The organism is Mesorhizobium sp. M7A.F.Ca.US.007.01.2.1, from assembly GCF_003998165.1.
GTDB classification, from domain to species: domain Bacteria; phylum Pseudomonadota; class Alphaproteobacteria; order Rhizobiales; family Rhizobiaceae; genus Mesorhizobium; species Mesorhizobium ciceri.
Genome location: NZ_RZQP01000047.1, coordinates 21,144 through 34,696, shown reverse-complemented (window position 1 = coordinate 34,696; position 13,553 = coordinate 21,144). Strand labels below are relative to the sequence as shown.

14 protein-coding genes are annotated in these 13,553 nt (G+C 63.9%); 4 read left to right on the top strand and 10 right to left on the bottom strand.

The annotated features are described in order from the left end of the window. From fosX to phnG, 4 genes are all read right to left on the bottom strand, one after another. On the bottom strand, positions 1 to 395 hold a 395-nt coding region (gene fosX, locus EN949_RS11670; RefSeq protein WP_127371689.1), incomplete at its 3' end, for a FosX/FosE/FosI family fosfomycin resistance hydrolase. After that, positions 392 to 1,504: a carbon-phosphorus lyase complex subunit PhnI gene (locus tag EN949_RS11665; RefSeq protein WP_063169034.1), complete on the bottom strand. Its 1,113-nt coding sequence runs from the start codon at positions 1,502 to 1,504 to the stop codon at positions 392 to 394. The genes EN949_RS11665 and fosX, both read right to left, overlap by 4 nt. 1 nt (position 1,505) lies before the next feature. Beyond that, positions 1,506 to 2,117: a phosphonate C-P lyase system protein PhnH gene (gene phnH / locus EN949_RS11660; protein ID WP_127367098.1), complete on the bottom strand. Its 612-nt coding sequence runs from the start codon at positions 2,115 to 2,117 to the stop codon at positions 1,506 to 1,508. Further along, the gene (phnG, locus tag EN949_RS11655; RefSeq protein WP_127367099.1) at positions 2,117 to 2,578 is read right to left on the bottom strand and encodes a phosphonate C-P lyase system protein PhnG; all 462 of its coding nucleotides are present in this window, start codon (positions 2,576 to 2,578) and stop codon (positions 2,117 to 2,119) included. Before phnG ends, phnH begins: the two co-directional genes overlap by 1 nt. Positions 2,579 to 2,727: 149 nt before the next feature. Here phnG and phnF point away from each other — a divergent pair, with 149 nt between their 5' ends. Beyond that, positions 2,728 to 3,477, top strand: a complete 750-nt coding sequence (gene phnF, locus EN949_RS11650; protein WP_164755509.1) for a phosphonate metabolism transcriptional regulator PhnF — start codon at positions 2,728 to 2,730, stop codon at positions 3,475 to 3,477. 77 nt (positions 3,478 to 3,554) lie between these two features. On the opposite strand, the gene EN949_RS11645 is transcribed toward phnF, so the two are convergent. The 6 genes from EN949_RS11645 to EN949_RS11620 form a co-directional block, all read right to left on the bottom strand. Next, entirely contained in the window at positions 3,555 to 4,574 is a 1,020-nt protein-coding gene (locus EN949_RS11645; protein ID WP_063169032.1) for a zinc-binding alcohol dehydrogenase family protein, read from the bottom strand. 66 nt (positions 4,575 to 4,640) lie between these two features. Continuing rightward, a complete protein-coding gene (locus tag EN949_RS11640) occupies positions 4,641 to 5,606 on the bottom strand; it encodes an ABC transporter permease (protein ID WP_013529527.1) in 966 nt (321 codons plus the stop codon). Further along, the gene (locus EN949_RS11635; protein ID WP_127370916.1) at positions 5,603 to 7,156 is read right to left on the bottom strand and encodes a sugar ABC transporter ATP-binding protein; all 1,554 of its coding nucleotides are present in this window, start codon (positions 7,154 to 7,156) and stop codon (positions 5,603 to 5,605) included. The genes EN949_RS11640 and EN949_RS11635 overlap by 4 nt, the downstream gene beginning before the upstream one ends. Positions 7,157 to 7,339: 183 nt before the next feature. Then, on the bottom strand, positions 7,340 to 8,332 hold the full coding sequence (locus tag EN949_RS11630; protein ID WP_013529529.1) for an ABC transporter substrate-binding protein: 993 nt from the start codon (positions 8,330 to 8,332) through the stop codon (positions 7,340 to 7,342). A 300-nt stretch (positions 8,333 to 8,632) separates the two neighbouring features. Next, positions 8,633 to 9,631 (bottom strand): aldo/keto reductase, encoded by a 999-nt coding sequence (locus tag EN949_RS11625; protein ID WP_127366705.1) that lies wholly within the window; start codon positions 9,629 to 9,631, stop codon positions 8,633 to 8,635. A gap of 60 nt (positions 9,632 to 9,691) precedes the next feature. Next, positions 9,692 to 11,197, bottom strand: a complete 1,506-nt coding sequence (locus EN949_RS11620; protein WP_013529531.1) for an altronate dehydratase family protein — start codon at positions 11,195 to 11,197, stop codon at positions 9,692 to 9,694. Positions 11,198 to 11,426: 229 nt separating this feature from the next. Between EN949_RS11620 and EN949_RS11615 the strand changes: the two genes are divergently transcribed. The 3 genes from EN949_RS11615 to EN949_RS11605 all read left to right on the top strand — a co-directional run bounded on the left by EN949_RS11615 (position 11,427) and on the right by EN949_RS11605 (position 13,517). Next, entirely contained in the window at positions 11,427 to 12,329 is a 903-nt protein-coding gene (locus EN949_RS11615; protein ID WP_013529532.1) for a GntR family transcriptional regulator, read from the top strand. Between the two features lie 194 nt (positions 12,330 to 12,523). Continuing rightward, positions 12,524 to 12,880, top strand: a complete 357-nt coding sequence (locus EN949_RS11610) for a DUF2946 family protein (protein ID WP_063169028.1) — start codon at positions 12,524 to 12,526, stop codon at positions 12,878 to 12,880. A 97-nt stretch (positions 12,881 to 12,977) separates the two neighbouring features. Next, the gene (locus EN949_RS11605; RefSeq protein ID WP_127366703.1) at positions 12,978 to 13,517 is read left to right on the top strand and encodes a copper chaperone PCu(A)C; all 540 of its coding nucleotides are present in this window, start codon (positions 12,978 to 12,980) and stop codon (positions 13,515 to 13,517) included. Positions 13,518 to 13,553: the final 36 nt, after the last annotated feature.

Genomic DNA, 13,553 nt, shown 5'->3' with positions numbered 1-13,553 from the left:
GCATAGCGCGCCAGCCGCTCATGGAGCGTGCCGGTGTGCAGTTCGAACATGTGGTTGTCTTCGTCGTAGAAATAGATCGAGCGGCCTTCACCCTCGACGCGCGGGCGCGGCGGGCGCATATCGAGGCCGAGCCTGCCGATGCGCTCGGCATAGCGGTCGAAATCGGCGTCATCGATCTTGAAGGCGATGTGGTTGTAGCTGCGCTCCGGCAAGGGTTCGCCCTCCATGATGGCGACCCAGATGTCACCGATCAGGAAGAATTTTTCGCGCGACAGCGAGAACTGCCTGGCGTCGCTGGCATAGACTTCGCGTGCGTCGAACACGCTCTCGAGGATCTCGGTCATCCGCTCGAGATCGCGGACGATGAAGGTCATGTGGGAAAGGCCCTCGATCATTCCGCGGCCTCCCGCTTCTCTTCGACCTTCACGGGGTTTTGGCGGGCGTCATATTCGGCACGCATGCGGCGCACGAGATCGAGTTCGGCCTGGAAATCGACATAGTGCGGCAGCTTCAGATGCTCGACGAAGCCGGTCGCCTGGACATTGTCGGAGTGCGAGATGACGAACTCCTCGTCCTGGGCCGCGGCGACGACATCCTCGCCGAGCTCCTTCGCGCGCAGCGCCCGGTCGCAGAGTGCCACGGCCATCGCCTTGCGTTCGCTCTGGCCGAAGACCAGGCCGTAGCCGCGGGTGAATTGCGGCGGCGCCTTGGCTGAGCCTTTGAACTGGTTGACCATCTGGCATTCGGTGACGCGGACAGTGCCGAGCGGCACCGAGAAGGGCAGTTCGGGCACGTCGAGCTCCAGCTCGACTTCGCCGATGCGGATCTCGCCGACGAAGGGGTGATTGCGGGCATAGCCGCGCTGGGTGGAATAGCCGAGCGCCAGCAGGAACCCTTCATCGCCGCGTGACAGCGCCTGCAGGCGGATGTCGCGCGCCATCGGGAATTCGAGCGGCTCGCGGGTGATGTCGCCGGGGACATGGTCCTGCGGCATGTCGCCATCCGGTTCGATCAAGCCTTCGCGGGCGAGGATCGCCGAGACGCGCGGCATGGCTTGCGCTTCCGTGTCGCGCAGCAAGGGCTCGGCGACATCGGCGCCTGCGGCAAGCTCGGGATCGAGCAGCCGGTGGGTGTAGTCGAAGGTCGGTCCGAGCAACTGGCCGCCGGGCAGATCCTTGTAGGTCGCCGAGACGCGCCGCTCGACCAGCATGTTGGCGGTGTCGATGGGCCTGGAGTAGCCGAAGCGCGGCAGCGTGGTGCGGTAGGCGCGCACCAGGAAGATCGCCTCGATCATGTCGCCGCGCGCCTGGACGATGGCGAGCGCGGCCAGTTCACGATCATAGAGCGAGCCTTCGCTCATCACCCGGTCGACGCCGAGCGCCAGCTGCTCGACGATCTGGTCGAGACGAAGGGCGGGCACCGAACGGTCGCCACGCCGGCGGTCGGCCAGCAGGCTGTGGGCGTTGGCGATTGCCGCTTCGCCGCCTTTTACCGCGACATACATCTTACGCCTCCATCGTCTTGATGCGCGTCGTGCGCGGCAGGCAGGCAATGCCGCCTGATGTGGCGAGGATGATGTCGACGCCGCGCGGAAAGCGCTTGATATTCTGCTTCCACTGCTCGACGAAATGGCGTGGCATCTGCGCCGGCGCGATCGTGGCGCTGGTTTCGATGCCGGGACCTTCGAGCAATAGCGGCGTGCCGGAGACCAGATCGCTGACCTGCAGGATCAGCGTCGTCGAGCGGTCGGGATAATCCTGCGTGCCCTGCGAAAAGCCATCGAGCGCCATCATCTCGGCAGGTGCGGCGATCAAGGCGAAATGCGCATCGGCCGGTGTGTTGGCCAATGGCGCGCCGGTATGGAAACCAAGCCAGGATCTGATCGCGGTGGAGGCCTGCAAAGCCGGGTCGAGCCAGAGCGGCGTGTCGTTGTCGCACAGCGCCAGCGCTATGGCGCCGGCGGTAGCCGAGAGCGGCGCCGGCGGGCGGGCGAAGGCCGGCAGCGGCTGCACGCTGCCCGGCCGCGCCATTGCGTCCATCACGGCGCGGAACACGGTCTGGGCGTTGAAGACCGGATCGGCGAACCCGCCCTCGATCGATTGCACAGCTGCGTCCATCAGTCTTCTCCGCGAACCATGGTGAAGAAATCGACCTTCGTTGCCGCCGTCTCGGCGCGGCGTTTTTCGTGCGCCATGGTCAGAGCCGACCGCAGAGGCGCTATCAGTCCGGTCTCGACCTCATTGCGGCGGGCAGGGTCCTGCCATAGGGCGTCGGCGATAGCCGCCAGCTTCGCCTTCTGCTTGTCGCGGCCAAGCGCATAGCAATGGCCGACCTGTCCGGTGGGTAGCCTGACTGTGGCGCGGGTGACGGTCGCCTCGCCGACATTGAAAGGGGCGCCGCCGCCGCCGATGCGGCCGCGCAGGGTGACCAGGCCGGTTTCGGGGCCGCGCAACAGTTCAGCGTCCGAAGGCAGTCCGGCCTCATTCCAGAGCCGGACGATGTCATCGCCGCTGGATTGCGCAAGGGTTGCCATGGCGGCCTTGCGCTCGGCCTGGTGGCGGGCTTCCTGTCCTCGCATAAGCTATCGTCCTCGTGGCCAAATTTGTCTATTGATATAGACAACTATACAAATTATACCTATTATCTAACGGGTGTCCATGACGGGTGGATGACAGCGATAGAAGACTGGGCGCTGGAAGACTGGGCGCTGGAAGGTTGGGGGCAATGATGGTCGGGCGGCTGTTAGCGGACAGCATCGAGCGGCGCAGTGGCGTTTCGCTGTGGCGGCAGATCGCCGACAAGATCCTGCATGCGATCGCCATCGGCGATTTCACGGAGAATGCAGCGCTGCCGCCGGAGGTGGCGCTGGCAGAACGCTATGGCGTCAACCGTCACACGGTGCGCAACGCCATATCAGCCCTTGTAAGGGAAGGCGTGCTGCGGGCCGAGCAGGGGCGCGGCACCTTCGTACTGTCGCGCAAGCGGCTGTCCTATCCGATCGGGGCGCGCACACGGTTTTCGACAGGGCTGCAAGGGCAAACGACGGAACGGCACATCGTCCTGCTCGCCTCGTCGGTCGAGCCGGCCAGCCAGCGCGTCGCCGAGGGACTGGGTCTTCCCAAGGGAGCCGATGTGATCCGGTTGGAAACGCGCGGCGAAGCCGACGGACGGCCGGTGTCGCGCGCTGCCGGCTGGTTCGAGGCCCGGCGCTTTGCCGGCATCGATGCCGCGATGGCGGAAACAGGCTCGATCACCGCATCGCTGGCGCGGTTCGGCATAGACGACTATCTCAGGCAATCGACCGTGCTGTCGGCGCGCCATGCCGATGCGGCGGACCTTGCCGACCTCGACCTGCAGCCGGGCGCCATCGTGCTGGTCACGGTTGCCGTCAACGTCACGCCGGACGGCCAGCCGATCCAGTTTTCCGAGTCGCGCTTTCCGGCCGAACGGGTGGAGCTGAAGCTGTCGGCGCTGTAGGGAGTGCCCGGCCCAGCTCGGCCGCATTCACTTGCCAGCGGCGGCGCATTTGAGGACCGGCTTCGCCGCCTGCCATGTTATAACCCCACCTCGATCACAGCCTTGATCAGGCCGGATTTCTCATGCGCCCAACGAGCCAGATCGCGCGGCGTGGCGGCGAGTGTGGTGCGGTGTGTGACGAGCTTGGCCAGTGGTACGGCCCCGTTGCGGATCGAGGCGGCGACATGGTCGAAGTCGGCGCGCAGCGCGTTGCGGCTGCCGATCAGCGTCATCTCGCGCTTGTGGAATTCCGGATCGGAAAAGCTGATGTCGTCCTTGACGACGGAGACCAGCACCAGCGTTCCGCCATGCGCGACATGGGCGAAGGCCGACTGCACCGACTGGGTGTTGCCGGTGGCGTCGAAGACCACATCGAAGCCTTCGCCTGATGTCGCTTCCCTGATCAGATCGGGCACCGCGCCGCGCGAGCCGTCTAGGGTCTGGAAACCAAGCTCGTTTCCAGCGAAGGCGAGCCTTTCACTGCTCATGTCGAGCAGCGTCACGTCGAGCCCGGCGATGCGGGCGAAGATGGCGGTGCCGAGCCCGATCGGGCCGGCGCCGATGACCAGCGTGTGGGCGCCGGGGTCGGCGCGGGCGCGCCGCACGGCATGCGCGCCGATGGCCAGGAACTCGACGGCAGCGGCGTCGGCCAGCGAAAGGCCGTTGGCCGGATAGAGATTTTGCGCCGGCACCAGGATGCGTTCGCACATGGCGCCGTCGCGATGCACGCCAAGCACCTCGATCCTGACACAGCAATTGGGCTTGCCGTGCCGGCAGGCGATGCACTTGCCGCAGGAAAGATAGGGGTTGACGACGACGGGCTCACCAATGGCCAGTTCGACGCCTTCGCCGGTCTCCATCACGGTACCCGAGACCTCATGACCCATGATGCGGGGATAGGCGAGGAACGGGTGCTTGCCCTCGAAAATGTGGTAGTCGGTGCCGCAGATGCCGACATGGCTGACCGCCACCAGCGCCCAGCCGGGAGGCGGTGCCTCGGGTGCGGGCCGGTCTTCAAGGACAAGATCGCCGGGCGAACGGCAGAGGACGGCTTTCATGCGCTAATCCAGTCATGAAATCGCCGGCCCGTTGGTGTGGCGGACCGGCGGTTGATTGCGGGGTCGCTACTTGCCGCGGCGGCGCAGGCCGTCGAAGTAGACGATGATGATGATCAGCGCGCCGGTGATGATGCGCTGCCAGAACGAATTGACGTTGAGCAGGTTGGCGCCGTTGTTGATGGTGGCCAGGATGAAGGCGCCGAGCAGCGGCCCATGCACCGAGCCGACGGCGCCGAACAGCGAGGTGCCGCCGATGACCGACGACGCGATCGCCTGCAGTTCCCAGCCCTCGGCCTGCGTCGGGTTGCCGATGCCGATGCGGGCGGCCAGCAGCACGCCGACAAAGGCGGCGCACAGGCCCGACAGCGTGTAGGCCATGTAGATGGTGCGCTGGACATTGACGCCGGACAGGCGCGAGGCCTCGGCGTTGGAGCCGACCGAAAACAGGTATCTGCCCCAGCGGCTGTGGTGCAGGAAGATATAGGCCGGAATGCCGACCAGGATCACCATCCAGAACAGGTTGGGGATGCCGATGAAGGAATTGCGCGAGAAGGCGGTGAAGGTGTCGCTGTTGATGTTGATCGAATTGCCGTTGGTCATCAAAAGGCCGATGCCGCGCAGCGAGGTCAACGTCGCCAGCGTGATGATGAAGGGCGGCAGGCCCATCTTGACGATACCGAAGCCGTGGAACATGCCGATGGCGACACCGACCAGCAGCGTCACCAGAATGGCGAGCCAGATGGGGAAGCCGGCATTGATCATCATGGCCACGACCACGGTGGCGAAGCCGACCACGGCGCCGACCGACAGATCGATGCCGCCGGTGATGATGACGAAGGTCTGGCCGACCGCCATGATGGCGATCATCGAGCCCTGGCGCAGGAGATTGGCTATGTTGTTGGCCGAGGCGAAGCTCGTCGTCGTCACGGAGAGGAGGATCCAGAGCAGAACCAGCAGCGCCAATAGCGTCAGCCCGAACAGGACATTATAGTTGCGCTTCGGTTTTTCGACGGCGATCGCCTCGGTGCTCATATCTGTCCTCCCAACTTTTCTTGTTTCTCGGCGAGCGCCTGAGTGAGAATATCCTCGTGGCTGGCGGCGTGAAAACCGTGCGTCGCCACCAGTTTGCCGCGCCGGAACACATGCAGCGTATCGGCGAGTTCATAGACTTCCGGCAGATAGGACGAGATCAGGATGATGCCGGCGCCCTTTGACAAAAGCGCGCCGAACAGGCGGTAGATCTCGGCCTTGGTGCCGACATCGACGCCGACGGTCGGTTCGTCGAAGATGAACAGCTTGGCGCCGTGCGCCAGCCATTTGCCGATGACGATCTTCTGCTGGTTGCCGCCCGACAGGCTGGATGCCAGCGCGCCACGTGTCGGTGTCTTGATGCGCAGATCGGCGATCTGGCGATCGGCCTGCGTCTTCTCCTGCGTGCTCGAAATCAGCAGATTGTTCGAGATGCGCTTGTAGATCGGCAGGTTGAGGTTGAAGCCGACCGGCAGGTTGAGGCAGAGGCCCTGGTCGCGGCGGCTCTCCGGCGCCAGCGCCATGCCGAGCTTGATCGCGTCATGTTCGGAATTGACCTGTACCTCCTTGCCTTCCCAGAGGATCTGGCCGGCGGATTTGCGGTGGCGGCCGTAGAGCGTGGTGACGAACTCGCTGCGTCCGGCGCCAATCAGCCCATAGAGTCCGACGATCTCGCCGGCGCGGACCGTCATCGAGACATTTTCGAAGCCCTTGCCGGACAGGTTTTTCGCCTCGATGACGGCGGCGCCCGGCGTGAAATGCTCCTTGTGATAGACCTGCTCGATCGAGCGGTTGATCATCATCTTGACCAGTTCGGCATCGTTGGTCTCTGCGATATTGCGGGTGCCGACCAGCGTGCCGTCGCGCAGCACGGATACCCGGTCGGCGAGTTCGAACACTTCCTCCATGCGGTGGCTGATGTAGATGATCGTCACGCCTTCGCCCTTCAGACGGCGGATCAGCGTGAAGAGCTGGTCGGCTTCCTTGCGGGTGAGGTAGGCGGTCGGCTCGTCGAAGATCAGGAATTTGGTGCCGCGCACGGTGGCGCGGGCGGCGGCTATCAGCTGCTGCTGGCCGATGGTCAGGTCGCCGAGCGTGACATGCGCCGGCAGGTCGAAGCCTAGGTCGTCGATGATCGTCTGCGCCTGCCTGACCATGGCGCGCTGCTGCAGGATGCCGAAGCGCGAATTCTCCTCGCCGAGGAACATGTTGGCGGCGACCGTCAGGTGACGGCACAGCACGACTTCCTGGTGCACGGCATTGATGCCGAGCGCCATCGCCTCGTGCGGCGTCGCCAGGGCGGCCGGCTGGCCCTCCCAGACAATCTCTCCGGAGGTGCGCGGCATGACGCCGGTCAGAAGCTTGATGAGCGTGGATTTGCCGGCGCCGTTTTCGCCGACGATGGCGTGGATCTCACCGGACTTGAAGGCGAGGTCGACCGGTTTCAGCGCGTGGGTGCCGGGATAGCGCTTCTCCAGCCCGCGTAATTCGAGGATAGTCCGCCCCTGTTCCAGAACGGGTGCGGGATGCAGTTCCTGCGCCGTCGAAATCATGACAATCCTCCCAGATTGGCCTCCCGGATTGGCTTCCCAGGCTGGCCTCACGATTGGCACGCGGCGAGGCAGGGATATGCCTCGAAAACAGCCTGGCTCAGGCGTGCGGATTGCCAAGCCGTTCGTGCGGCAGTTTGTGTCTCCGGGGCGAGGTGCCCCGGAGACGATTGCGGATGCGACGGCTCAGAGCTTCGGATTGAGCAACGCGTCGATCTTGGGGTCTTTCATGTTGTCCTTGGTCACCAGATTGGCGCCGGTGTCGACATTGGCTTCGACCTTCTCGCCCTTGGAGGCGGCGAGCGCGGTCTTGATGCCGTCATAGCCCATCCGGTACGGATCCTGGACGACGAGGGCGGAAATGACGCCGTCGTTGAGGAACTTGATCAGCTTCTCGTCGCTGTCGAAACCGACCAGCGCCAGCTTGCCGCCAAGGTTGTTTTCCGCGACGGCCTGGCCGACGCCCTGCGCCATGATCAGGTTGGAAGCGAAGATGCCCTTGAGGTTCGGGTTGGCGGTGATCAGGTCGGTGGCGATGTTGAGGCCGGTGGTGGCCTGGCCGTCGGCATATTTGTCGGCAACCAGCTTGAGGCCCGGATATTTGGCGGCCAGCTGTTCGGTGAAGCCCTGCTTGCGCTGTTCGAGCGAGCCGGCGCCAGGTGCGTTGGTGATCAGGGCGACGTCGCCCTCGATCTTGCCGCCGTTGGCGGCGCCGATGGCGGCTGCGAGGCCGTCGGCAGCGACGCGGCCGCCCTGGACGTTGTCGGTGGTCAGGAACGAGGTGAAGGCCTTGGAGTCGGCACCGGAGTCGATGCCGATGACCTTCACCTTGGCAGCGGCTTCATCGATCGGCTTGCCGAGCGCCTTGAACTCGGTCGGCGCAATGACGATGGCCGCCGGGTTGCTGGCAACGGCGTTCTCGAGGATCGAGACCTGGCCGTTGACGTCGGTTTCAGCCTGGGCGCCGAGTTCCGGCACGTTGACGCCGAGATCCTTGCCGGCCTTGCGGGCGCCGGCCAGAACGATCTGCCAGTAGAAGGACGTGGTGTCCTTGACGATGATCGGAATGGTGACGTCCGCCGCCGAAACCGGCGCCGAATGCATGACGCCGGCGAGCATTGAAGCTGCTGCCAGCGCCATGACGGCGCGGCGGTTGAGAATGCTGGTCACGAATTTCATGAGGTTTCCTCCCTAAGTCGCCCGGTGAACGATACGGAAGCTCCGTTCGGATAGGCGCGGTCCCAAACAGAACTTTATCAATAAAAAACAGTTGCCCTGTTTTGATAGTGCATCGAACAGATCGATGCAAGCGGTGTTTGATCAGTCGTTGCGAGGTCTGGCAGAGGCAGATCCCCCGCCCTGTTCTCCCATTGGCGCCGTCACGCTTCCGTTCCGTTCTGGGAATGTATGGAATATTAATTCCACCAATTCGTCAATATGGAATATCCATTCCTCCATGTGCCGCAGGAACATGAAGTTTCACACCAGCTCCTGCACCAGCGTGTAGGGACGATATTTGGCGTATTCCGCTTCCGGTACGTCGATGTCGAGCAGCTCGAGGTTGCGCGTCAGATTTGCCAGTTTGGCGGTGCCGGTCAGTACGGTGGCGACGGCAGCTTCATGCAAGGGGAATTGGAACGCTGCGGCGGCGAGCGGATAGCCACCCTCGGCGGCGATCCTCTCCATTGCGCCGACGCGGTCGAGCACGTCATGGCTGGCGGGGCGGTAGTCGAAATGTGCGCCTTGCACCGGGCCGGTTGCCAGGATGCCGGAGTTGAACACGCCGCCAATGACCAAGGAGGTCTGCTGTGCCCGGCATAGCGGCAGCAACTCGGCTTCGGCACTGCGGTCGAGCAAGGAATAGCGGCTGGCAAGCAGGATGCAGTCGAGCGGCGCCCGGCGCATCACGTCCAGGCAGATCTGCACCTCGTTGACGCCAAGCCCATAGGCGGAAATGACGCCAGTCCGTTTCAGCTCTTCGAGTGCCTTGAGGCCGCCATCCATCAGGTCGCGAAAATGCAGCTTGGTCTTCTCGATACCATGGGTGTAGGCGCCGATGTCGTGGACAAACAGGATGTCTATCCTGTTTAGGCCAAGCCGCGCATAGCTGAACTCGACCGACCGCATAATGCCGTCATAGGAATAGTCGTAGTCGAGCGCGAAGGGCAGCGGATCGACATAGGAGTGATCGGGAACCTGATCGTCCGGCACCGGGCGAAACAGCCGGCCGACCTTGGTCGACAGCACATAGGAATCGCGCGGCTTGTAACGCAGGAAGTCGCCGAAGCGGCGCTCCGACAGTCCGAAACCGTAGAAGGGTGCGGTGTCGAAATAGCGCAGGCCGGCATCCCAGGCGCCCTGCAGCGTCTCCATCGCCGCTTCGCGCGAACAGGCGCGGTAAAGGCCGCCAAGTGCGGCGCCGCCGAAACTGACTTCGGTGACCTCCAGAGCTGTCCGACCGATACGGCGTTTTTCCATGCAAAACCTCCCCGTTGCCCGCCGCTGACCGGCGCGCAGTCTACTTTATATCAGTAAAATCTAAAGCGTTGCGCCAAGATGCCAGGGCACGAACTCGTTGTCGCCGTAGCCAAAATCCTCGCTCTTGGTCTTGCGGCCGGAAGCCGTCTCGACGATCAGTTCGAAGATCTCGCGGCCCATGCCGGCGATGGTTTTTTCGCCGGAGGCGATGACGCCGCAATTGACGTCCATGTCCTCTTCCATCTGGTGGTACATGGTCGAGTTGGTGGCGACTTTGATCGACGGCGTCGGACGGCAGCCGAAGCAGGAGCCGCGGCCGGTGGTGAAGACGATGACGTTGGCGCCGCCCGCCACCTGGCCGGTCGCCGAAACCGGGTCGTAGCCAGGCGTATCCATGAACACGAGGCCACTGCCGGTGACTTTTTCGGCGTAGCCGAAGACGCCGTTGAGCGGCGTCTGGCCGCCCTTGGCGACCGCACCGAGGGACTTCTCCAGGATGGTGGTGAGGCCGCCGCGCTTGTTGCCGGGCGAGGGATTGTTGTCGATCGAGGCGCCATGCTTGGCGACGTGGTCCTCCCACCACTTCACGAAGCCGTCGAGCTTCTGCGCGATCTCCGGCGTTGCCGCGCGGTAGGCAAGCAGATGCTCGGCGCCGTAGATTTCCGTGGTCTCGGAGAGGATGCCGATACCGCCGACGCCGGCCAGGATGTCGACAGCCGCGCCCAGCGCCGGATTGGCCGTGATGCCCGACATGCCGTCGGAGCCGCCGCATTGCAGGCCGACGACGATCTCGCTGACCGGGATCGGCTCACGCTTCAACTGGCCGACTTCCTCGGCGATCTCGGCCAGCACGCCCATCGCTTTTTCCACCGATTTGCGCGACCCGCCGGCGTCCTGGATGTTGAAATGGCGCTTGCCGGCAGCGACGCCCTTCTGGCCGTAGAGGGTGAGCTGGTTGACCTCGCAGCCGAGGCCGACCATCAGCACGCCGCCGAAATTCGGGTGGCGGGCATAGCCGGCAAGCGTGCGGTGCAGCACCATCATGCCGTCGCCGGTGCCGCTCATGCCGCAGCCCTGGCCGTGCACGATCGGCACGAAGCCGTCGATGCCGGGGTATTTCGGCAACAGCGTGCGGTTGGCGGTATCGGCGATGGAATGGCAGACGGTGGCCGAGCAATTGACGCTGGCGACGATGCCGATGAAGTTGCGCGTGCCGGCGCGGCCATCGGCGCGGCGATAGCCCATGAAGGTGCGGGCGCGGTCGGCCTCCGTCGCGTGCTCGGCCTCGCTCGGCGGCACGACCGGCAAGCGGCCGGATTCGAAAACCAGATTGTGCGAATGCACGTGCTCGCCGGCTGCGATGTCCTGTGTCGCGCGACCGATCGCCTGGGCGTATTTCACGACGGCCTCTCCGGCGGCGATCGGCTTGATCGCCACCTTGTGGCCGGGCTCGATCAGCGCACTGGCGACGGCACCGCCCGGCAGCGCGGTGCCGATCTCGATGCGGCCGTTCGCGACGGCGACATTGTCGGCGGGGGACAGAAGAATGCAGTTGGAGGCGTTCACGGGCGGTTTCCTGGGTGATCCTGGGTTGCGCGGGGCGGATTGACACGCGCCTGTTTAGAGATATTGTCTTTTATCGTGAAAAAACAGTTTTGCGTCAATTGTTTTTTCGTGGGGAGTTCCGCATGTCTCCGGGTTGTTCCGGGAAGCGATTTCGCTTCTCAGAGCCATGCGAACGTCATATTGCGCTTCAAACCGTCCGCTGCAAGCGACGGCGTGCAACGGGTCAGGGATGTCGAAGAGCAACAACGTCTACAAGGATGCCTACAACCGCTGCCTGCGGCTGCTCGACGAAACGCGCAGCCTGCCTTCGGAGCCGGAACTGGGCACCTTGCTTGGCGTCAGCCGGACCACGGTGCGCACCATTCTCGCGCGCATGGAAGAGACCGGGCTGATCGCCTGGAACAAGCGCGCCAAGACGGTGCTGCGCGAACCGCTTCCCGATGATTTCTTCCCCGAGGAAGAGACAGACACGCTGGCCGAGATCATCGAACGGTCGTTCATGCGTCGGCTGCTCGCCGGCGGCGCCGAAGCCGGCATGCAGATCAACGAACTCGAACTGGCGCGCGAGATCGGCGTTGGCACCACCAGCGTGCGCGAGTTCCTGATCCGCTTCTCCCGCTTCGGCCTGATCGAGAAACGTCGCAACAGTCATTGGGTGCTGAAGGGCTTTACGCGCGCCTTCGCGCTGGAGCTGACCGAAATCCGCGAGATGTTCGAACTGCGCTCGGCGGCCGCCTTTGCCGCTTTACCGCAGGACAGCGCAGTCTGGACCGATCTCGACCGCCTGGAAGACGAGCATCGCCAGCTGGCAAACGACATAGCCGCCCGCTTCACCGAGTTCTCCGAACTCGACGAGCGCTTCCACCGGCTGATCCACCGGGCATCGCGCAATCGCTTCATCGTCGATTTCTACGATGTCATCGCCATGATCTTCCACTACCATTACCAGTGGAACAAGGCGCAGGAACGCGAGCGCAACGAAGTCGCGATCGGTGAGCATCTGGTCTACATAGAAGCGCTGAAATCACGCGATCTCGGCAAGGTCGACGCCGCTTGCCGCAAGCATTTGAAGTCGGCGCGCCAGACATTGCTGACCTCGATCCCGGAGAGCCGGTCGCTGCAAAAACACTGAGCCGCATCGCGGCTCGGAGCCTTGTTTCATGCATGTTGTCCCAAAACCGCTATACACTTCTGGGCGACATGCCTTGGGCCTGCCGCGTTGCCGCCGCGGCGATTTGGCGATTTTCCACCCGCCGGCCCCGTGCTAGATATGGTTGGTTGCTGCGAAGAGGCAGGGCTTTGGGCGTATCGAGGAGACGATGGAGCATGCCGGTCGCGCTTGTCGCGGCCTATCTGCTGTTGCTCCAGTCGACGCTTGGTGCATTCGCCTTCGGCGCCGGTCCCAATGCATCGCAACTCGACGCTTTCGGCAACGTCATCTGTACCCATGAAGGCGCAACCCAGCTTCCGGGCGGCAACCAGCCGCCGTCCCATCTGCCGGCATGCTGCGTGCTCGGCTGCAGCATGGTTTCGGCGGCCTTTGCGCCGCCGCCCAATGCCGGTCTGGCGCCGGGCAGCCTTTCCTTTGAAACGGTCGCCTTTGTCTTCCCGGCGGCCATCCATCTCGACTTTGCGCGTGAGCGCTCGCCGTCGAACCCGCGCGCGCCGCCGCTGACGGCCTGAGCCTGTTTGCCCGGCGGAACCTTTCGTGGGCGTACCCATCCAAAGATCTAACTGCTCGCGACCGGCAACGGCGCGACCTTCACTTCATGGAGCAACCATGTCCCATTTTTTCCCTGACGCCGCGCGTCCTATGGCCGGCAGCATTCTACGCGGCATCGAAGAGCGTGTCGGCATTGCCGTGCTGGCTCTTGCGCTGCTGTTCACAGGCGCGCAGTCCGTCTTCGCGCATGAGTTCAAGGTTGGCGATCTTGAGATCGGCCACCCCTGGTCGCGCGCCACGCCGGCCGGCGCCAAAGTGGCCGGCGGTTATTTCACCATCACCAACAAGGGCAGTGCGCCGGACCGGCTGGTGTCGATTTCCTCCGATGTCTCCGAAAAGGCCGAGCTGCATGAGATGGGCGTCAAGGACGGCGTCATGACCATGCGGCCGGTTGCCGGCGGCCTGGAAATTCCGGCCGGCGGCAAGGTAACCCTTGCACCTGGCGGCTATCATTTGATGTTCATGGGCCTGAAGCGGCAACCCAAACAGGGCGAAAAGTTCTCCGCCACCCTGACCTTCGAAAAGGCCGGCGCCGTCAGCGTCGATTTCGCCGTCGAAGGCATGGGCGGCGGCGCCGTGGACGATCACGCCAATTGACCGCGCCAGCTCGACAAATCTTGAAAATCCGAGGGA